Origin of the sequence: Kitasatospora sp. NPDC056531, from assembly GCF_042794375.1 — a bacterium.
Lineage (GTDB): Bacteria > Actinomycetota > Actinomycetes > Streptomycetales > Streptomycetaceae > Kitasatospora.
On record NZ_JBHTTU010000007.1, the window covers coordinates 103,966 to 122,776 of the forward strand.

At 70.8% G+C, this 18,811-nt stretch carries 14 protein-coding genes; 13 read left to right on the plus strand and 1 reads right to left on the minus strand.

Translation table 11 applies throughout. From position 1 onward, the window contains the following. The first annotated feature begins 193 nt into the window (after positions 1 to 193). From ACFQ87_RS10290 to ACFQ87_RS10315, 6 genes are all read left to right on the plus strand, one after another. Positions 194 to 1,321 (plus strand): CapA family protein, encoded by a 1,128-nt coding sequence (locus ACFQ87_RS10290; protein ID WP_380610200.1) that lies wholly within the window; start codon positions 194 to 196, stop codon positions 1,319 to 1,321. 690 nt (positions 1,322 to 2,011) lie between these two features. Then, positions 2,012 to 2,434: a winged helix-turn-helix transcriptional regulator gene (locus tag ACFQ87_RS10295; protein WP_380610201.1), complete on the plus strand. Its 423-nt coding sequence runs from the start codon at positions 2,012 to 2,014 to the stop codon at positions 2,432 to 2,434. Between the two features lie 143 nt (positions 2,435 to 2,577). After that, the gene (locus ACFQ87_RS10300; RefSeq protein ID WP_380610202.1) at positions 2,578 to 3,483 is read left to right on the plus strand and encodes an ABC transporter ATP-binding protein; all 906 of its coding nucleotides are present in this window, start codon (positions 2,578 to 2,580) and stop codon (positions 3,481 to 3,483) included. A 5-nt stretch (positions 3,484 to 3,488) separates the two neighbouring features. Then, on the plus strand, positions 3,489 to 4,226 hold the full coding sequence (locus tag ACFQ87_RS10305; protein ID WP_380610277.1) for an ABC transporter permease: 738 nt from the start codon (positions 3,489 to 3,491) through the stop codon (positions 4,224 to 4,226). After that, positions 4,223 to 5,338, plus strand: coding sequence for a sensor histidine kinase (locus ACFQ87_RS10310; RefSeq protein ID WP_380610203.1), 1,116 nt, complete (start codon positions 4,223 to 4,225; stop codon positions 5,336 to 5,338). The genes ACFQ87_RS10305 and ACFQ87_RS10310 overlap by 4 nt, the downstream gene beginning before the upstream one ends. Beyond that, positions 5,335 to 5,937, plus strand: coding sequence for a response regulator transcription factor (locus tag ACFQ87_RS10315; protein WP_380610204.1), 603 nt, complete (start codon positions 5,335 to 5,337; stop codon positions 5,935 to 5,937). The genes ACFQ87_RS10310 and ACFQ87_RS10315 overlap by 4 nt, the downstream gene beginning before the upstream one ends. A 64-nt stretch (positions 5,938 to 6,001) precedes the next feature. Here the strand turns inward: ACFQ87_RS10315 and ACFQ87_RS10320 are convergent, their stop codons facing one another. Further along, positions 6,002 to 8,041: a radical SAM protein gene (locus ACFQ87_RS10320; RefSeq protein ID WP_380610205.1), complete on the minus strand. Its 2,040-nt coding sequence runs from the start codon at positions 8,039 to 8,041 to the stop codon at positions 6,002 to 6,004. A gap of 566 nt (positions 8,042 to 8,607) precedes the next feature. Between ACFQ87_RS10320 and ACFQ87_RS10325 the strand changes: the two genes are divergently transcribed. The 7 genes from ACFQ87_RS10325 (at position 8,608) to ACFQ87_RS10355 (ending at position 18,809) form a co-directional block, all read left to right on the plus strand. Further along, positions 8,608 to 9,672, plus strand: a complete 1,065-nt coding sequence (locus tag ACFQ87_RS10325) for an LLM class flavin-dependent oxidoreductase (protein WP_380610206.1) — start codon at positions 8,608 to 8,610, stop codon at positions 9,670 to 9,672. 52 nt (positions 9,673 to 9,724) lie between these two features. Then, complete coding sequence (locus ACFQ87_RS10330) at positions 9,725 to 9,901, plus strand: thiomuracin/GE37468 family thiazolyl RiPP peptide (RefSeq protein WP_270149016.1); 177 nt, start codon at positions 9,725 to 9,727, stop codon at positions 9,899 to 9,901. Between the two features lie 121 nt (positions 9,902 to 10,022). Beyond that, positions 10,023 to 11,984 (plus strand): hypothetical protein, encoded by a 1,962-nt coding sequence (locus ACFQ87_RS10335; protein WP_380610208.1) that lies wholly within the window; start codon positions 10,023 to 10,025, stop codon positions 11,982 to 11,984. Further along, positions 11,977 to 13,626 (plus strand): TOMM precursor leader peptide-binding protein, encoded by a 1,650-nt coding sequence (locus ACFQ87_RS10340; protein WP_380610209.1) that lies wholly within the window; start codon positions 11,977 to 11,979, stop codon positions 13,624 to 13,626. The genes ACFQ87_RS10335 and ACFQ87_RS10340 overlap by 8 nt, the downstream gene beginning before the upstream one ends. An 11-nt stretch (positions 13,627 to 13,637) precedes the next feature. Then, positions 13,638 to 15,185, plus strand: coding sequence for a nitroreductase family protein (locus ACFQ87_RS10345; protein WP_380610210.1), 1,548 nt, complete (start codon positions 13,638 to 13,640; stop codon positions 15,183 to 15,185). Further along, on the plus strand, positions 15,182 to 17,839 hold the full coding sequence (locus ACFQ87_RS10350; RefSeq protein WP_380610211.1) for a lantibiotic dehydratase: 2,658 nt from the start codon (positions 15,182 to 15,184) through the stop codon (positions 17,837 to 17,839). The genes ACFQ87_RS10345 and ACFQ87_RS10350 overlap by 4 nt, the downstream gene beginning before the upstream one ends. Continuing rightward, positions 17,832 to 18,809: a lantibiotic dehydratase C-terminal domain-containing protein gene (locus ACFQ87_RS10355; protein ID WP_380610212.1), complete on the plus strand. Its 978-nt coding sequence runs from the start codon at positions 17,832 to 17,834 to the stop codon at positions 18,807 to 18,809. Before ACFQ87_RS10350 ends, ACFQ87_RS10355 begins: the two co-directional genes overlap by 8 nt. The last annotated feature ends 2 nt before the right edge of the window (positions 18,810 to 18,811 follow it).

Consider the following 18,811-nt stretch of genomic DNA (forward strand, 5'->3'; position numbering starts at 1 on the left):
GCGTGCGACCGCCCGGACCAGTTCCCTCCGCACCCCCGGAGCGGGGTGGACAGCTCTACCACCGCCCGCCACCGGCGGTGCGGTGCCGGTCCCGGTCAGCGGCAGGGCGTGCGGCGCGTGGCGCGCTCCTCGGCGTCCGGGACCGCGCAAAGCCCGGGTCCCGGAGTCGGCGGCTTGTGCCTAGTGTTGAAGCATGGGCGCCGATCCGGTGAGGTTGTTTCTCTGCGGCGACGTGATGCTCGGGCGAGGTGTCGACCAGATCCTCCCCCACCCGGGCGATCCGACCCTGCGGGAGCCGTACCTCTGGGATGCACTGACCTACGTCGAGTCGGCGGAGGCCGTGAACGGCCCGATTCCTCGTCCGGTCGACTTCTCCTGGCCCTGGGGGGAGACCCTGCGGCTCCTCGACGACGCCGCGCCCGACGTCCGGGTGGTGAATCTGGAGACGAGCGTCACCCGGAGCGACGACTTCGCACCGAACAAGGAGGTGCACTACCGGATGGCTCCTGCCAATCTCCCCTGCCTGGCCGCGGGCCGGCCCGACGCCTGTGTGCTGGCCAACAACCACGTACTGGACTTCGGGCGCCTCGGGCTCGAAGAGACGCTCGGAACCCTGGAGCATGCGGGACTGCGGGCGGTGGGGGCAGGGCGGGACGCGGGCGCGGCCCGGCGGCCCGCGATCGTCCCGGTCGACGGCGGCAGGCGGGTTCTGATCTTCGCGTTCGGGACGGCGTCCAGCGGGATTCCGCCGACGTGGGCCGCGGCCAGGGACCACGCCGGCCTCGCCCTCGTATCGGAAACCTCGAACGCGGACGCCGCCGAGGTCGCCGACCGAGTACGGCGGGTGAAGCAACCGGGCGACATCGTGGTCGTATCGATCCACTGGGGGTCCAACTGGGGCTACCACGTCTCACGCGCTCAGATCCGCTTCGCGCATGCGCTGATCGACGGCGGTGTCGACGTGGTGCACGGGCACTCCTCGCACCATCCCCGTCCCGTCGAGGTCTACCGCGGGAAGCTCATCCTCTACGGCTGCGGCGACTTCATCGACGACTACGAGGGCATCTCCGGCTATGAGGAGTACCGGGACGACTTGCGTCTGCTGTACTTCGTCTCGGTCGAGCCGGACACCGGAGAGCTGGTCGGCGCATGCATGGCGCCCGTACAGGCTCGACAGATGCGTCTCACGCTCGCATCGCACGAAGACTCCCAGTGGGTACGGGAGATTCTCGACCGGACCAGCCGCGTCTTCGGCTCACGCATCGATCTCGGTCCGGACGGCATGCTCGGCCTCCGGCGGACGCGAGGAGAGCGGACGTGACCGGAGGGCTCCTCCCGCACCCCGAGAACTCGTCCAGGCCGTCCCGGTTGCCGGGGTCCGCGACGAGCGGTTGCTCGACGCGATAAGGGCGACGCCGTGACATTCCCCTGGGAGCCGACGTCGACTGCCCGGCCGCCCGCACCGCTCCCCGTTGCCGCCACGCGGTCGGACTGAACGCGTACCGCCGAGGCGTCAGTTATTCGTCATGTAACCGTCAGGCTTCGGTAACATGACCAGCTATTGATCGAACGTCACAAAGTACATAGCTTCACAATGTCCGGCCTTACGGCGTCGCAGCCGACAGGCCACGCTTCATCGATCCGCCGTCGCGCGTTCCGCGCAGATTGGTTGAACAGCGCTGATACGAAATCCGGCCGTCAGTGCCGCCGCCGTGAACTCCCCGCCGCCGGGCCCGAGAACCGCTCATGGAGCAGTCGCCGGGATGGTCCCGGAATCCAGAGAGCGACCGGAGGCGGCCACCGCCGCGACCTGCCGGATGCCCGAACCGGTACGGGCGTTGGCGACGTCAACGCGGCCGGCGACGACTCCACCCACGGCGCCACCATGGTCTGACTTTCAATCACCCACGGCATCTGCTGACCGCTTCCGCCCGTCCTTGCCATCCCTCGGCCGGATGGAAGGCATCAATGACGCACTTTCAGCATCGTAAGGATCACGAAAGAGACGAACATGGCCACTTCTGAGACCAGTGCCGCCCTCGACATCGTCTACCGATGCGACGACACCACCCGCCCGATTCTCGACCAGATCGCCGACAAGTGGTCGATGACCGTGCTCACGGTCCTCGACGAGCCCAAGCGGTTCAACGAGATCAAGCGTCACCTCGACGGCGTGACCCAGCGGGTCCTCACCCAGACCCTGCGCCGCCTGGAACGCAACGGGATGATCGTGCGACGCGTGCTGCCGACCTCACCGGTCGGCGTCGAGTACTCCCTCACCCCGCTCGGCAGCTCCCTGTGGGAGCCTTTCAGCCAGTTGTGCGCCTGGACGGTCGCCAACACGGACCAGATCCGGGCGCATCAACTGGAATACGACCGGCGCATGCACGACTGTCGCAGCGCCGACCCCATAGCTGATACGACGTCCCGGTAGCTCTCCGACGACCGAGCCGGACGTGCCCGGGGCCCCTCGCTCCGCCGAGCCGGCCGGTCGCACCAGCGGTTGACATTTGTCATTCGGGGCCGATGACTCGGCGTCACTACCCACGGCGGTCGACGGGCGGGAGCGTAGTAACCATGGGAACGACACAGGCCGTGATGACAGCCGAGGGGCTACGGTACCGGTACGGGGAGACGCTCGCGCTGGACGGCGTGGACCTGCGGGTCGATCCCGGGGAGTGCGTCGCACTGCTCGGGCCGAACGGGGCCGGAAAGTCGACCCTCGTCACGATCGTGGTCGGACTGCTCGCGCCCCAGCACGGGACCGTACGGATCCTGGGCGGTGATCCGCGCCGCGCGGCGACCCGTCGACGGCTGGGCGTGGCGCAGCAGACGCTGGGCTTTCCGAACACGCTGACCGTGAACGAGCTGGTGACCGGTGCCGCGATCCGAGGTGGGCTGCGAGCGTCGGCGGCCCGTCCGGTCCTGGCCGAACTCGGGCTGACCGAGCTGGCGGGCCGGCGGGTGTCGAAGCTCTCCGGCGGCCAGAAGCAGCGCGTGCAGCTGGCGATGGCGCTGGTCACCGAGCCGACCCTGCTGGTGCTGGACGAGCCGACGGTCGGCCTGGACACGTCGGCCCGGCGGCACTTCTGGCAGATCCTGGCGCGTCGCCGGGAGCAGGGCGCCGCAGTGCTGGTGACCACGCACCTGATCGAGGAGTCGGCCGCGGTCGCGGATCGGGTGGTGGTGATCGATCGCGGCCGGATTCTGGCGGACGCGCCGCCGGATGAGCTGGTGTCGCGGTTGCCGGACCGCACGGTGACCGTCAGGACCGGCCTCGACCACGACGAACTGCGCCGGTTGCCGGGCGTCCTGTCGGTCACGCCCGAGCACGACCTGGTGAGGATCCAGACGCGCTCGCCCGAGGAGCTGCTGCGCGTGCTGCTCGACCGGGATCCGGGGCTGTCGGAGTTGCGGGTGCAGGACGCGGGCCTGGAGGAAGCCGTGCTCGCGCTGACGAACGGTACGGAGGCGGCGGCGTGAACGCGATGACGGCACGGGTCTTCGGGGTCGAGTTGCGGGACGAACTGCGGGCGATCGTGCGGGAGCCGACCTCGCTGTTCTTCAGCATCCTCATGCCCGTCGGGTTCTTCGTCCTGTTCAACCTGGTGTACGGGCACGACACCATGCAGGGGCTCTCAGCCGGTACGGCCATGGTGGCCACCTTCGGCACCTACGGGGTGATCACCGTGGCCGCCTTGCAGCCGGGCATCGGGGTCGCGCAGGACCGGGACCTGGGCTGGCTGCGCATGAAGCGGGTGTCCGCGGTGCCGATCGGGATCAGCCTCGCCGCGAAGGCGACGGCCGCGCTGCTCTACGGGGTGGGCGTGCTGGCGCTGATGGGCGTGGCGGCCGCGGCGTTCGGCACGCTGCACGCCTCGGCCTGGGCGCTGCTGCGGGTCGCGGTGGTGCTGCTGCTGGGCACCGTCCCGTTCACGCTGTTCAGCGTGGCGGTCGGGCTGCGGTTCCGTACGGGGGCGACGATCGCGCTGCTCAACGCGGTGCTGTTTCCGCTGGCGATGCTGTCAGGGTTGTGGATCCCGATCCAGTTCCTGCCCTCGGCGGTGCGGCACGTCGCGGAGTTCCTGCCCACGTACCACCTCGCGCAGCTCGGGCTGGCCCAACTGGGCAGCGGCACCGTGGTGATCCATGTGCTCGCCCTGCTGATCACCACCGCGGTGGCCGCCGCGGTGGCCACCATGTCCTATCGTCGTGCGCGGATATGACTACTGTTGACGCCCCCGTTCCCGGGTCCGTGGCCGCGCGGCTGCGGACCTGGGACTGGATCTACCTCGGCTACCTGCTGTTCGTGCTGGCGCAGCCCTACTTCTCACCGGATCCGCGGTGGTGGGAGTGGCCGCTGGCGATCGCGGTGTGCGCGGCCACCGCCGTGCTGTGGGCGGCTGCGCTGTTGCGCGGCCCGGCCGCGAGCCACATCTGGTCGTCGATCGTGCCGATGGCCGCGATCGGCGCACTGACCGCGCCGTTCAACACCAACGCGAGCGTGCTGTTCATCTACGCGGCGGCCGTCGCGGGCGACACGCTGCCGTGGCGCGACGCCCGGCTGTGGTTCGCGGGTCTGACCGTGCTGGACAGTGTCACGGCGCTGGTGTCGCAGGTCCCGATGCCCTACCGGCTGTGGGGTTTCGTGTCGGCGCTGGTGCTGATCTGGGTGATCGGGCTGCTCGAACTCAAGCAGCGCGACCGGCGGCAGGAGCTGGAGAACGAACGGCTGCGCACCTCGCAGGTCGAACTGCTCGCGACCATCACGGAACGCGAACGGATCGCGCGTGACCTTCATGACCTGCTCGGGCATTCACTGACCGCGGTGGTGATGCGTGCGCAGTTGACCAAGGAACTGGTGCTGGCCGACCCGCAGCGGGCGCGCGCCGAGGCCGAGGAGATCGAACGCAACGCGCGCGAGGCCCTGGCCGCGGTGCGCAGCACGGTCACCGGCTGGCGGCAGACCAACATCCGTGCGGAGCTGGAGGCGGCGCGGCGAGCGCTGGCCGGAACCGGGGTGACCTTGCGGGTGGACTTCGAGGACGGGCTGATCCTGATCGCGGCCGCCGAGCACGCGTTGGGGCTGGCGTTGCGGGAGGCGGTGACGAATGTGGCCCGGCACGCGCGGGCGTCCGCCTGCCGCATCGGACTGGACACGGACGGAGAGCGGGTGCGGTTGGTGATCGCGGACGACGGGATCGGCGGCGAGGCCCCGGAGGGCACCGGACTGACCGGGCTGCGGGAGCGGATCGCGAAGCTCGGGGGCGCGGTGCAGCGCACCGGCTCGGCCGGCACGACGCTGACCATCACGGTGCCGGTCGAGGTGGCCCGATGATCCGGGTGGTGCTGGCCGAGGACCAGGGCATGGTGCTGGGCGCGTTCGCGTCCCTGCTGGACCTGCAACCGGACATCACGGTGGTGGCGACCGCGACCAACGGCGACGACGCGCTGGCCGCAGTGCGCGAGCACCGCCCGGACGTTCTGGTGACCGACATCGAGATGCCCGGCCGCACCGGTCTGGACCTGGCGGTGGAGCTGAACGACCTGGGTGACCCCACGCGGGTGCTGATCGTGACCACGTTCGCGCGCAGTGGCTACCTGCGGCGCGCGGTCGACGCCGGGGTGGCCGGGTACGTCCTCAAGGACGCACCCATCGGCGAACTGGCGGCGGCCCTGCGCCGGGTGCACGCGGGCGAGCGGGTGGTCGCGCCGGAACTGGCGGTGGCCGCGTGGGACGCGGCCGATCCGCTGACCGACCGGGAACGTGAACTGCTGCGCGCGGTCTCGGAGGGGGCGAGCAACGCCGAGATCGCGGCGCGGCTGTTCCTGGCCGAGGGCACCGTGCGCAACTACCTGTCCAGCGCCATGGCCAAGCTGGGCGCGCGCAATCGGACGGACGCGGCCAGGACCGCCATGACGCGCGGCTGGCTCTGACCCTGATCCGCGGATGGTGGCCGACGGCCGGTCGATTGAGCCCAGTGGCGGGCCGCGGAGGGGGTCAGACGGTGAGCGGGTGGACCGGCAGCCGGTCGGGCAGTGCGAACAACAGGTCGTGCAGCGGCCGGCCGGTGCCGTGCCAGATCGACAGCGCGTACACGCTGATCGGGTAGTGGACCCAGCGCGGCGGCGCCCACACCGTGCCGCGCACGGTGCTCCCCTGCCCGGTCGCGTCGAGGCTCGACGGCACGTCGCCGGCGGCGACGAGCAGGTTCCAGGCCTGCCGCGGCACGGCGAACTGCGCCTCGTCGAGGTCTCCGCGCATGCTCGCGCGCAGGATCGTCGTCGCCGCGATGTCGAGCGTCAGCGCGCCGTCGACCAGTACGCGGTCGACCTCGAATCCGGAGTCGGCCAGCTCGGCGCACAGCCAGTCGACCGCGGCGTTGAGCAGGTCCGTCGTGGCGCGCTCGGTGGTGATCGCTCGGCACAGCAGCGCCTGGAAATGCACCTCTTCGGGCACGATGACCTGGTCGCCGATGACCGTCTTGAGCAGCGCCATGTCCAGGGCGGCCGGTTCATCATGGGCGGCGGCGACGTTGCGGGCGACGGCGCGCAGGAACGGGTCGGCGCAGTCGTCGAGCAGGAACGTCCAGAGCTTCCGGCACAGTTCGACCATCCGGACGCCGGTCGTCGAGTGGATGACGCGCAGCGCGCAGCGCAGCAGGATCTTCTGGAACAGCGTCATGGCCACCCGGAACCCCATGCCGTGCACCCATTCCTCGACGGTCATGGTGTCGTGCGCGACGACGACGTCGGCGACCAGTTCGGGATTGGTCACGTCGCAGGGCATCCAGCGCGTCGTCACCTTGTGCTTGTCCTGGAAGGACTCCCGCGAGTAGTCGGTGTTGTTCAGCAGGAGCAGCGGGTAGATCACCGGCGATCCGCCCGCGGTCAGCACCTCTTCGACACCGTTGAGGTACGACTCGTAGGTCTCGCCGGGCAGGCCCCAGATCAGGTCGGTGTAGGTGGGCACATCGAGTTCGCGGAACCGGGAGAGCAGCCGGCGGTAGTGGTCGGTGCGGATGTTGGCGCGGTTGGCGATCTTCAGCACCTCCGTGTCGAAGGACTGCGCGGACAGCGTGATCGCACCGGTCAGGTCGGCGGCGTGCAGCATGCTCGCGATCTCCACGATGCGATCGTTGCTGTTCTTCGCCCAGTTCGTGCTGATGATCAGCCGCTTGTCGTGGCGCCGGCACAGTTCCACGATGTGCTCCGCGATCTGCCGGTCGCGGGCGAGGATGCCGAAGTTCGCATCCGCGATGAAGAGTGTCGCGTCCGTTGGCATCAGCCGGATCAACCGGTCCAGTTCGTCGAAGATCCGGTCGAGGTCGAACTGCCGCACCTTGGAGTTCGTCGCGCCGCCCCAGTAGCAGAACGCGCACTTGTACGGGCAGCCCCGGTTGGTCTCGTAGACGATCATGGACGAGCCGGCGATCTCCTCGTCGGAGTACACCGGGGTGAGGATCGGTGAGGCGACCTGGCCCAGATCGGTGATGCGATCCGCGTCCGGATTGGTGACCACGACGCCGTCGGACCAGTGGCTGATGCCGGGGATCGTGGCGAGGTCCCCGTCGGCGAGGAAGCAGCGCATCAGGTCGCGGAAGCGCAGTTCGCCTTCGCCGTGCACCAGCACGTCCACCCAGGGGGCCTCGGTGAACAGTGGATCCTGCTGGTGGCTGACGTCGTTGCCGCCGACGACGACACGGCAGTTCGGCCACCGCTGCTTCACCTGGCGGGCCAGTTCCAGGGACTGGGCGCGGTTCCAGAAGAACACGGTCAGCGCGACGGCGAACGGCTCGTCCCAGGAGTCGAGCAGCTCCGTCATCGCCTGCGCGCCGCCGCTCTGCTCGCGCACGCTGATCCGGAACTCGCAGCTCTCGTCGAGGATCGGGTCCGCGACCGAGGTCGCTTTGAGGTAGCCGAGCGTGACGCTGTATCGGACGCCGTGCATCGCGGTGAACTCGACGAGCTGTACGGACTTCTTCCTGGCGGCCCCCGGTGCTGACGGCCGGCCGGCGGTGGCAACGTGGATCGTGTCCATCGTGGAGGTCATAGCTGCACATCCGTACACAGTCGGGTGAAATGGACATTCCGTACGCGGAAGCGACACGTGGCTCAACCGCCTCCGACCACCTCGGCGCGACGGGGAGTCGTCACCTCTCATGCCTTGAGGTCACTGACGGAGCCGGCCCTCGCCGGTCCGCGCGGATTCCCGCATCGATGCCCATCCGGAGGTGCGAGCGGCTTTCTTATTCGAGGGTTGTTCCGGTGGCGACTTTCTGGACGCTCACCTCGGCACAAGGAACCGGCCGGCCGCGCACATGTCGGCGACGGATATACACCGTTGCAGCGCCGGGCAGAGGCGTCAATAACGCACTCCTGGCATCCTAGGTATCTCCGGGGATACTTGCGCGGGGCTGGAATAACTTGAGCTTCTGTTGAGCTTTTGAGCCTGCACTGGGCTTGGTAATGAATATTGACGACCCCGCAGGCCCGATGTAGCGTCAGCTGCGAAACACCCCGGCGGCGGCGAGCGGCCCCGAACCGTACGGGTGTAAACCCCAGCCGTCGATCCGGCGAATATCCGGCTTTTAGGGAGTGGTATCGGTGCGCTTCGGGCTTTCCTTTCTTCCCGACTGCACGCCGGAGACGAAATCTCCGCAGACTTACTTCAGCGACGCGCTGGAATTGTCGGTCCGGGCCGAGTCGGGCGGGCTGGACTCGGTCAAGATGACCGAGCACTATCTCCACCACTACGGCGGATACTGCCCGAGTCCGCTGGGTTTCCTGTCCGCCGTGGCCGCCCGGACGAGTTCGGTCAGGCTGATGACCGGCTGCGTGCTGCCGGTCTTCCATCATCCGATCCAGTTGGCCGCGGAAGCCGCGCAGGTGGACGCGATCAGCGGCGGCCGGCTCGACGTGGGTTTCGCCCGGGCGTACCTGCCCGACGAGTTCGACGCGCTGGGCGTGGAGATGGACGAGAGCACCGACCGGTTCCGCGAGACCATCCGCGCGGTGCGGCGGATCTGGACCGAGGAGAAGGTCAGCGAGCAGACGCCGTTCTTCTCCTACCGCGATGTGACCGGACTGCCGCGGCCCACCCAGCAGCCGCATCCGCCGATGTGGGGTGCCGCGGTGCGCACCCCGGAGAACTTCGCCTGGCTGGGCACGGAAGGGCTGGGGCTGCTGATCACCCCGATGATCTCGCCGCACGAGTTCCGTGACCACCTGACCCTCTACCGCGACGCGTTCCAGGCCGCGCACGGTGCCTCCGGGCTTCGCCCCCGGGTGACGGCCAGCCTGCCGCTGGTGGTCGCCGAGACCGACGAGCGCGCGGAGGAGATCGCCACGACCTACCTGCGCCGCTACCTGGACGTGTGGGCGGAGGCCGTGAACCCGTGGGACCGCCGGGAATCCTCGGCCTACCGCGGCTACTCCGGATTCGGCTGGATGCTGCGCGGCCTGCAGCCCGCCAAGCTTTTCACCGAAGGCGGTGCGATCGTCGGTTCACCGGCCACGGTCATCGACCGCATCCGCGCCTTCAACAACCACATCGGCGGCGTCGACGAAATCCTGTGGCAGATCGATTTCGGTGCGATGCCGCTCGCCGAGGCTGGGCAGACCTTGGAGCTCTTCTGCGACAAGGTCCTGCCCGAGGTGAAATCACTGTGACTGCTGCCTCCCCGGAATAGGGGAGGCGGCACCGAGAAAAGAATGGGGGTGAATGCACATCATGGAGGGATTCGACGACCTGGTGCTGGACGACAGCGCCTTCGAGCTGGTGGACCTGGGCGAGGTGGTGCCCGCGTCGGTGACGGCCGGCTACGGCCTGACCGAGCTGTCCGCTTCCGGCGGCCAGAGCAGCTGCTGCTGCTGCTGCCCGTGCTGCTCCTGCACCTGATCCAGGTGCTGATGTCCCCGGCACCTGTGCTCTAGCCGGTGCGTGTTCGTGAACGGGGACCGGGTGGCTCTCGGTCCTTCTCCTGACCAGGCATCAATGAAGGCGTGAAGAAACGGTGGTCATGGAAGTCAATGTCGAGCGGATCCGGCCGCGACTGCGCGGGGACGTCTACGTCATGCGCGTGCCTGAGGGTGCCTACATCCGTAGCAACCTCGGCGGGTCGATGCTCAAGGGCGCGTCGACATACGAGTTCATCCAGCGGATCGCACCGCTGCTGGACGGCACCAGGACCCTCGGCGAACTCTGCGCGGCCGTGCCGGAGGCCAGCCGCGCCAACCTGGCCAAGCTGACGATGCTGCTGCTCGGCAAGGGCTACGTCAAGAACGTCCTGGACGACCGTCCGCACACCCTGCCCGCCGACCTGGCCAAGGCCTACGCGGCCAACATCGCCTTCGTCGAGTACTTCACCGAGTCGCCGGAACTGCGCTTCGAGCACTACCGCGACAGCGGCATCGTGCTGGCCGGCTCCGGCCCGCTGCTGCAGGCCCTGACCAACTCTCAGCTGCGCTCCGGCGTGCGCACCGTGTCCCTCGCCCCCTTCGGCGAGCTCGACCGCGACCGCATCGCCGAGCACCTCGCCGCCGCCCGGGCGCAGGACCCGGAGCAGCAGGTCGCCTACCTGGACGTCGACGCCGAGCAGCTCGACCGGATCGCGGCCGACGCCGCCATGGTGCTGCACGTCGCGGACCGCCCGATGATCGAACGCGCCCTGCGGCTGCCGCGGCTCGCGAACTCCGCCGGCGCCGCGTTCGCCCAGGCCGTCGTGACGGGCGACGAGGCCTGGCTCGGCCCGGTGATCGGCAAGGACGGCGACGCCACCGCCTGGGAGTCGGCCTGGCGACGGCTGCGCGCGCTCGCCCCGGACCTCGTCGGCGCGGATCTGCGCGACCACCCGGAGGCCGCGCCGAGCGACTTCCTGCGCGGCCCCACCGTCGCCCTGCTCGCCAACCAGCTGTGCTTCGCGGCCTTCCGGCACCTCACCGGCATCGACCCGAGCACGGGAACCGATCACCTGGTCCGGTTCGACCTGGAGACGCTGGAAACCGCGAAGCACTCCTTCCTGCCGCACCCGCTCGCCCGGCCCGTCGTCCCCGACGACCCGGCCCGGCTGGCCGCACTGGCGACCGCGGCACCCGTCGGCGACGAGGAGCTGGCCCGCCGCGCGGTGGACTGCGTCGGGCCGCGGACCGGCGTGTTCGCGGAGGTCACCGAGCGCGACTACGAGCAGCTGCCGCTGTTCGTCAGCGAGGTCGTGGTCTCCGACCCGGTCGGCCTGACCGGCGGTCCGTTCCCGGTCCACGGCTGCGGCGAGAGCGTGGTCGAGTCGCGCCAGCGGGCGGTCCGGCACGCGTTCGAGCGCTACGCGGCCGTGATGGTCGACTCCCGCAAGGGCGACCGGCTGTACGGCTCGGACGTGCTGACCGGTGAGCCGGTCGCGGTCGACGCCGCGGAGGTCTTCCCCGCGCGGACCGCGGCCTCCGGAGACGACTGGGCCGCGGCCGTGCGCGCCGCCGTGGTCGCGGCGGCCACCGAGAACACCGCCGCAGCACTCTCCTCCGCGACCGAACCGCTGCCCCGGTTGGACCTGGACGCCGAGCAGCTGACCCCGCGCGCCGCGCGCTACCTGAAGCTGCTGAAGATCGTCGACCAGGCCTTCGAGGTCCATGACCTCTCCGGCCTGCTCGGGCTGCCCACGTTCACGTTCACCACCCCGGACGCCACCGTCGCCTGCACCAGCGATCTGGACGTCGACGTCGCACTGGAGAAGGGGCTGGAGCAGACGCTGCTCGCCTACCAGTCCCGGGCCGCGAACCAGCCCGGTTACGCGCCGGTGCCCGTGCCCTACCTGCCCGCGCACCTGCGCGGGGAAGCCGGGGCGCGGCCGGCGTCCGTGACCCTCGACGAGGTCGTGACGAGGTTGACGCGCGACGGCGGCCGCGTGGTCGCGGTACCGCTCGACCACGATCCGCTCGTCGCCGAGCTGTGTCCGTTCGTGGTGCGCGCCGTGGTCGTCCATGGCTGACCAGCCCCAGGTGCTCCTCGAACCACAGCAGGTGATCGTCGGGCCGTGGCCGCCGGGCTGCCCGGAGTGTCTGCGCACCCGGCGCGCCGCTTCGGCGTCCGCCGAACGCGCCGCCGAGATGGCCGCCGCGGTGCCGCACCGGGAGCTGCCGACCTTCCTGGCGGACACCGTCGCCGAGCTGGCCTCGGCCCGGTCCGAGGCGCAGCGGTTCTGGACCGTCGACACGGCCACCCTCGCGTTGTCCCGGCACGGCTTCCTCACCGATCCGCGCTGTCCCGCGTGTTCGGTGCTGCCCACCGACACCGAACAGGGCGCGAGGATCGTCCGCGAGCCGCGGCCCAAGCTCTCGCCCGAGTCGAGCCGCGTCCGCCTGCTGGACGCCAGCGGCCTCGACGCGACCTACGTCGACGGGCAGAGCGGCCTGATCCCCTCGATCACCGCCTACGCACAGCACTCGTTCCCGTTCACCGAGGCCGTGCTGGCCGTGCCCGGTGTCACCATGGAGGCGGCCGGTTACGGCCGCACCCGGGACTTCGTGTCGGCGAGGGCCATCGCGGTCGCGGAGTCGCTGGAACGGCTCGCCGCGTACGCGCCGAGCAAGCGGACGAGCGTCACGGCGAGCTACGCCGACGTGGCCGAGGACGCTCTCGATCCCCGCTCGCTGGGGCTGTACCCCGGCGACCGGTTCGGTGTCCCGGGCTTCCCCTACCGGGAGTTCACCGAGGACGCGGTGACCAACTGGGTGTGGGGGCACTCCTTCGGCCAGGGCCGGCCGGTGCTGGTGCCGGAGAGCTTCGTCTACTACCGGCTGCGGATGTCCGGCGGGGAGCCCGGGTTCGCATGCGAGATCTCCAGCGGCTGCGCCCTCGGGGGGTGTTACGAGGAGGCGGTGCTGCACGGCATCCTCGAAGTCGCCGAGCGTGACGCCTTCCTGATGGCCTGGTACGGGCGGACCCCGCTGCCCGAGATCGACCCGGCCACCGTGCCCGACCGCCGGATCGCGCTGGTGGCCGAGCGCATCGAGCGCCAGGGCTACCGGGTGCGCGTCTTCGACACCACCCGGGAACACGGGATTCCGTCGTTCTGGACGTTCGCCGAGGACGTCACCGGAACCGAACGACCCAGGGCCGTGTCGACCGGCGGCAGCGGGCTGCGCCCGACCGAGGCGATCCTGGCCGCGCTGCACGAACTCAGTCAGACCGTCGAATACGTGACCGTGCTCGCGCTCGATCCGGGCTGGCTCGACCGTGCCCGGCACCTGGCCGACCATCCGGACGACGTCCTGTCGATGGCGGACCACCTGCTCTGCGCGGCGAACCCGGCCACCTTCGACCGGTATTCCTTCTTGACCGACGACCCGGTGGCGTCGACCTGGCAGCAGGGACTCGAACGCTGGAACTGGCCGCGCAACACCGACATCGGCGCGGACCTCGACGAGGCCGTCCGGCGTTTCGCCGCGGCCGGCATGGACGTCGTCGCCGTCGACACCACCTCCACGGAACAGGCATCGGGAGGCTTCAGATGCGTCAAGGTGATAGCACCCGGCTCGGTGCCGATGACCTTCGGGCACACCGCCCGGCGAGTGACCGGACTGCCCCGGCTGCCCCGGGTGAGCAATCCGCACCCGCATCCCTTCCCGTGATCGAGGGCACCATGATCGATCGCGAGGACGGAGTGGGCCGGGAGTTCTGGCGGGTCACCCTGGAGGACCTCGCCGAGGCGATGGGAACCCGGCAGTCGGAGTACGGCAACCCGGACGAGCCGCTGAAGTTCAAGATCTACCGAGGCCGGCCCCGGCGCCCGCTGACGGCCAGGGTGCCCGGGAAGCTGACCGCGGTCGAGGCCTTCGACGACTCGGCGCTGGCGACGCTGCTGCGCTACGGCTACGGCATCTCCCGGCAGGAGTTCGACACCAACGGCACCTGGCCGTACCACCGGATGGTCGCGTCCGCCCGCTGCCTGTTCGGTGTCCAGCTGTACGTCGGCCTGGCCGACGGCGTCTACCACTACGACGCCGCCCACGACGTGCTGGTGCTGCTGCGCAATGGGGACCACCGGCGACTGCTCACCAGGGCGACCGGAACCGTGGGCACTCTGCCGGAGGCCGTGTTCGTGCTCTCCGGGCTGTTCTCCAAGGCCGCGTACATCTACCGTGACTACGCCTACCGGCTGTGCACCCAGGAGGCGGGCCTGCTCGCCGGGAACATCGACCTGGTCGCGCGGTCCATGGGTCTGCGGGCTCACCTGCACCACCAGTTCGTCGACGAGCCCGTCCACCAGCTGCTCGGACTCGACAGCGACGAGGAGCCGGCCCTGCTGGTCATGCCGCTGCACCTGGCCGACGCCGTCACCCGGCGCGCCCCGGTCGTGGAGACGGCCGCGGCGCTGGCCGCGGGCATCGAACCGATCGAGCCGGAGGTGGTGCGCAGCGGACTGCGGGTCGCAGCGACCTGCCCGACGCTGACCGAGGTCAACCGCGCATCGCTGCGCGTGGACACCGCGGCCTTCGCCACGGCCGAACCGGTCGTACCGGACGTGTCCGGCGGCGAACCGCTGGCCCTGCCCGGGACCGAAGTCCCGGAGGTGAACCTGGCGGACGTCCTGCGCGCCCGGGACTCCGGCCCCGGGATCTTCCGGCCGGTCGCGTCCCGGGTCGACGGCGTCGAACTCTGGGCCCGGCTGGCCCGGACCCGCGCCGGGGTCACCAGCGACGCCGTCCCGGCCGGCGCGCCCGTCCCGCTGGAGATCTTCCTGACCGTCGGCGACCTCACCGGAATACCCGCCGGCGTCTACCGGCTCGACCAGGAGACCGGCGCGCTGCACCCGGTCGCCCGCGCGGCCGACGGCGTCGACCCCGTCACCGCGATCGAGCGCGTCACCATCCCGGGACCGGTGTTCCGGGACATGAACGCCGTCGTCCACCTCATCGGCGACCGCGACTGGGCGTTCGACACCTTCGGCGACCGCGGCTACCGCGTGATCAACCAGGAGGCGGGGCTGCTCGCGCACCGGGTGTGCGTCGCGGCCGCGGCCCAGGGCCTGTCCGGCCGGGTCGTCAACGCCTACCACGCCGAGGGGGTCCGTGCGGCCCTCGGGCTGACCGAGCAACGCCACACGCCGGTCTTCCAGATCCTGCTGGCCCGGACGGGGCCGGGCGGACGCGTGATCGTACCCGTCGAACCCGAGGAGGTGGACCGATGACCAGCCTGTCGGAAGCCCGCCCCGGCGAGGCACAGCACCTGACCGGCCCGGCCGCCGTGGTCCGCCTCGCCGGAAGCCCGGTCGCCGTGCTGGACGGGCTGCGCGGTGCGCTGAGCTGGCACGCCGCCCGGGAGTTGGTGCGGCTGCGCGCCGAGATCGCCGACGCCGCCGGGGCCCTGTCGGACCAGCTGTACACCGCGATCGGCGCCGCGGGCGACGGCGAGCGCAAGGCCGGACTGGTCGCGGTGCGCCGGGCAGTGCACCGCGGCCGCCGGGTCGATCCCGCACGGCTGGCCGACCTGCCCGCCGAACTGGCCGCCCCGGTCCGGGAATGGACCGGGCTACTCGCCGAACGCGACCGGCTGACGGCGGAGTTGCCGGACCTGCTCGAACAGGACTGGGCCGCGAGCTGCCAGGCGCTGGGCGCCGCGGCCCGGCTGCCCGCGTTCCAACTCGGGCTCGTGCACGCCAACCCGGACGCGTTCCTGGCCCTGCGCAAGTGGTTCGGCACCGGTCGCGCGCCGCAGCGCCAGACCGTGCTGCGCCTGGCGCAGTACCTCGCCCGTTCGGCGGCGAAGACCAGCCCGTACAGCACGTTCACCACCAGCGGCCTGGCCTCCTGGAGCCGGTCCGACGCCCTGGTCGAGCTGTCCGGGCAGCCGGCCGGGGGGCAGGTCGCCGCGGCGACCGCGACCGACATCAGCGTCGGGTCGCTGCACCGGATCGCGCGCGCCGTCTGCGAGCGCCCGGAGGTCGTCGGCCGCTGCCCGATCCGGATCAACCCCAGCGCCACGGCCGCCGATGACGTGCTGGTGTTCCTGGGGCGGCGTCCGGCCGAGCACGTGCACACCCTGGCCCTCACCCCGACCCTGCGCCGGGTGATGGAACTGATCACGCCCGGGAGCACGCTCGACGATCTGCGGGGCGTGCTCCTGGCCCAGGCGAGCGACGGGGGCCAGGTCGACGTGTTCCTGCGGCGCCTGGTGACGCTGGGCGTGCTGGAACTCGTCCCGCCGCTCGCCGACCAGACCCCGGACCCGGTCGCCGACCTGCGCGCCTGGCTGCACCGGCTCCGCCAGCCCGGCCTGGAACGGCTGGACCGCACCCTGCACGGGGTGCAGGAGGCGCTGTCGAGCTACTCGACGATCGAGGCGCCCGGCGACCGGGTCGCCGTCCGCGACGCCGTGATCCGCGGTCTGGACACGGCCCTGCGCGAGGTGGGCGACCACGCCCACCTGAACAGCCCGAAGCTGGCCCAGGAGTTCGGCCGGTACAGCTTCTACGAGAACGCGGTGCACCCCGGCACGACGGCCGTGCTGGACCGGAGGAGCTGGCAGCCGCTGCTGGACGACCTCGATGCGGTGCGCACCCTGCTCGGCCTGATCGGGCCCGACCTGCCGTTCAAGCTCACGCTCAGCTCGCTGTTCCAGAGCCGGTACCCGGCCGGCGCGGAGGTTCCGCTGCTGGTGTTCTACCGGGACGTGCTGGCCGAACAGTCCGCCGCGGACGAGGCGCCCCCGGCCGCGCGCGCGGCGCGGCCGACGCACAGCCGGTTCGCCGGCCAGGACAGCCCGGTCGAGGCCGTGCGCGAGCTGTACCGCCTGCGCACCGCCGTCAAGCGGCTGCTGGGCGAACGGGCGCCCGACCGGGACGGCGCGGTCCGCGTCGGTCCCGAGGAGGTGCGCGCACTGGCCGGGGAATGGCCGGACTGGGTGCGCACACCGACCTCGGTCGCGGTCTACTGCCAGCTCGCCGAGGCCGCGCACGGACCGGAACTGGTGGTCAACAACATCAACTGCGGCTTCGGCCGGGGCCGTAACCGGGTGCGGCAGATCCTGGACACGCTCGACCTGCACGACGGCGCGCCGGCCGAACCGGGGCTGGCCGCCGGCCGTGACGACGTGCTCTTCGCCGAGTTCGAGGCCGTGGCCCGGTCCGCGATCAACGTCCGCAAGCCCGGTGTCGGGCTGGTCGTCGACTACCCCGGTGTGCGCAGCTCGCGCGAGCACGACGACCTGCTGCCGGTCAACGACCTGTACGTGCGGCGCGGCGACGACGGGCTGCTCGCGCTGGTGTCGCGGCGGCTCGGCAAGCAGATCTGCCCGGTGCACCCGGGGCTCGGCGACCGGCTGCTGCCGCCCGCCGCGCGGTTCATGGTCGAGGCGTTCGGCGAGTCCAACACCTGGTTCGGCCCGCACACCGAACTCCGGATGACCTCGGACCCGCGCGCGGACGACGGCGTGCTCCACCTGCCGCGGTTGATGGTGGGGAACGTGGTGCTGCGACGCGCCATGTGGATGACCCGCGCGGACCGGCTGCCCCGGCGGACGGACGCCACCACCGACGCGGCCTGGATGCTGAGGATGGCCGGTTGGCTGGCCGAACACGGCATCCCCGAGCGGTGCTTCGTGACCGTGCTCGACCCGGGCACGATCGGCCGGGACGGCACCGGCCGGGGGCCGGGCAACGACACCAAACCGAACTACCTGGATTTCGCGAGCATGCTGCTGCTGCTCGGATTCGAACGCCGGCTCGCCGAGCCGAACGCGATCGTGCAGATCAGCGAGATGGTGCCGGACCCCGGCCAGATCCGCGGCGAGCGCGTCGCCGAGTACATCGTGGAACTCAACGAGCCTGGAGTCACCTATGTCTGATCGCACCTGGGTCAGCGCCCACCTCTTCTACCACGCCGACCAGGATGCCGTGATCATCGGTGTCGTCCGGCCCGCGGTCGAGCGACTGCGCCGCGCCGGACAGGCCGACGGCTTCTTCTTCCTCCGCTACTGGGAGGGAGGCCCGCACGTGCGGCTGCGGGTGCTCACCCGGCCGGAGCACGTCCAGCAGGTCCGCTCGGTGATCGAGGAGACCGCCGCGGAGTTCTACCGGACGTCCCCGTCGCAGTCCCCGATCTCCGCGCAGGACTACGCCGAATCCGCGCCCGGTCTCGCGGAGTTGGAGCGCATGACCAGCCACGACCCGGTGCTGCACCCGGACAACTCGGTCGCGTTCATCGACTACGTGCCGGAGACCGGGGTGTTCGGCACGGGCCGCGCGCTGGCCGCGGTCGAGAACCAGCTCATGGCGGCCAGCGCGCTGGCGGTCGAACTGATCGCCCGGGGTCGCACCCCGGGGCAGCGTGCCATGGACGCCTTCGCCATGCTGGCCGCCAACCGCACCCTGTTCACCGGCATCCTGCCCGAACTCGCCTACCAGGCACGGTTCATGGTGGAGAGCGGCGGCGCGGCGGCGGAGCTGCTGGGATCGGCGGAGTTCGAGCGGCACTTCGACGCGAACAAGGCCCAGCTGCGCGGCAGCCTGGAGACGGTGTGGGCGGCGACGAGGGGCGTGGCGCTGCCCGAGGCGTCCGTGGTCAGCAACTGGCTGTCGACCGTGCGGGAGCTCAACGACACCCTCGTCGAACTGGAGTTGCTGGGCCGGCTGGACGCCTACCCCAGCTTCGAGGCGCCCGCCGACGTGCTGGAGCACATCAACCACCTGGTACCGCAGCTGATCGTGGAGCGGTGCGCGCACCTGATGTGCAACCGGCTCGGCATCAACCTGGCACAGGAGTCCCACCTGCGGCTGCTGCTGACCAGGGCCGCGTTCGACCTGTGCGCGGTGTGACC

What these genes read in the sequence shown, in the direction of transcription:
- ACFQ87_RS10290 (WP_380610200.1), top strand. Translation starts at nt 194, where the DNA reads ATGGGCGCCGATCCGGTGAGGTTGTTTCTCTGCGGCGACGTGATGCTC.
- ACFQ87_RS10295 (WP_380610201.1), top strand. Translation starts at nt 2,012, where the DNA reads ATGGCCACTTCTGAGACCAGTGCCGCCCTCGACATCGTCTACCGATGC.
- ACFQ87_RS10300 (WP_380610202.1), top strand. Translation starts at nt 2,578, where the DNA reads ATGGGAACGACACAGGCCGTGATGACAGCCGAGGGGCTACGGTACCGG.
- ACFQ87_RS10305 (WP_380610277.1), top strand. Translation starts at nt 3,489, where the DNA reads ATGACGGCACGGGTCTTCGGGGTCGAGTTGCGGGACGAACTGCGGGCG.
- ACFQ87_RS10310 (WP_380610203.1), top strand. Translation starts at nt 4,223, where the DNA reads ATGACTACTGTTGACGCCCCCGTTCCCGGGTCCGTGGCCGCGCGGCTG.
- ACFQ87_RS10315 (WP_380610204.1), top strand. Translation starts at nt 5,335, where the DNA reads ATGATCCGGGTGGTGCTGGCCGAGGACCAGGGCATGGTGCTGGGCGCG.
- ACFQ87_RS10320 (WP_380610205.1), bottom strand. Translation starts at nt 8,041, where the DNA reads ATGGACACGATCCACGTTGCCACCGCCGGCCGGCCGTCAGCACCGGGG.
- ACFQ87_RS10330 (WP_270149016.1), top strand. Translation starts at nt 9,725, where the DNA reads ATGCACATCATGGAGGGATTCGACGACCTGGTGCTGGACGACAGCGCC.
- ACFQ87_RS10335 (WP_380610208.1), top strand. Translation starts at nt 10,023, where the DNA reads ATGGAAGTCAATGTCGAGCGGATCCGGCCGCGACTGCGCGGGGACGTC.
- ACFQ87_RS10340 (WP_380610209.1), top strand. Translation starts at nt 11,977, where the DNA reads ATGGCTGACCAGCCCCAGGTGCTCCTCGAACCACAGCAGGTGATCGTC.
- ACFQ87_RS10345 (WP_380610210.1), top strand. Translation starts at nt 13,638, where the DNA reads ATGATCGATCGCGAGGACGGAGTGGGCCGGGAGTTCTGGCGGGTCACC.
- ACFQ87_RS10350 (WP_380610211.1), top strand. Translation starts at nt 15,182, where the DNA reads ATGACCAGCCTGTCGGAAGCCCGCCCCGGCGAGGCACAGCACCTGACC.
- ACFQ87_RS10355 (WP_380610212.1), top strand. Translation starts at nt 17,832, where the DNA reads ATGTCTGATCGCACCTGGGTCAGCGCCCACCTCTTCTACCACGCCGAC.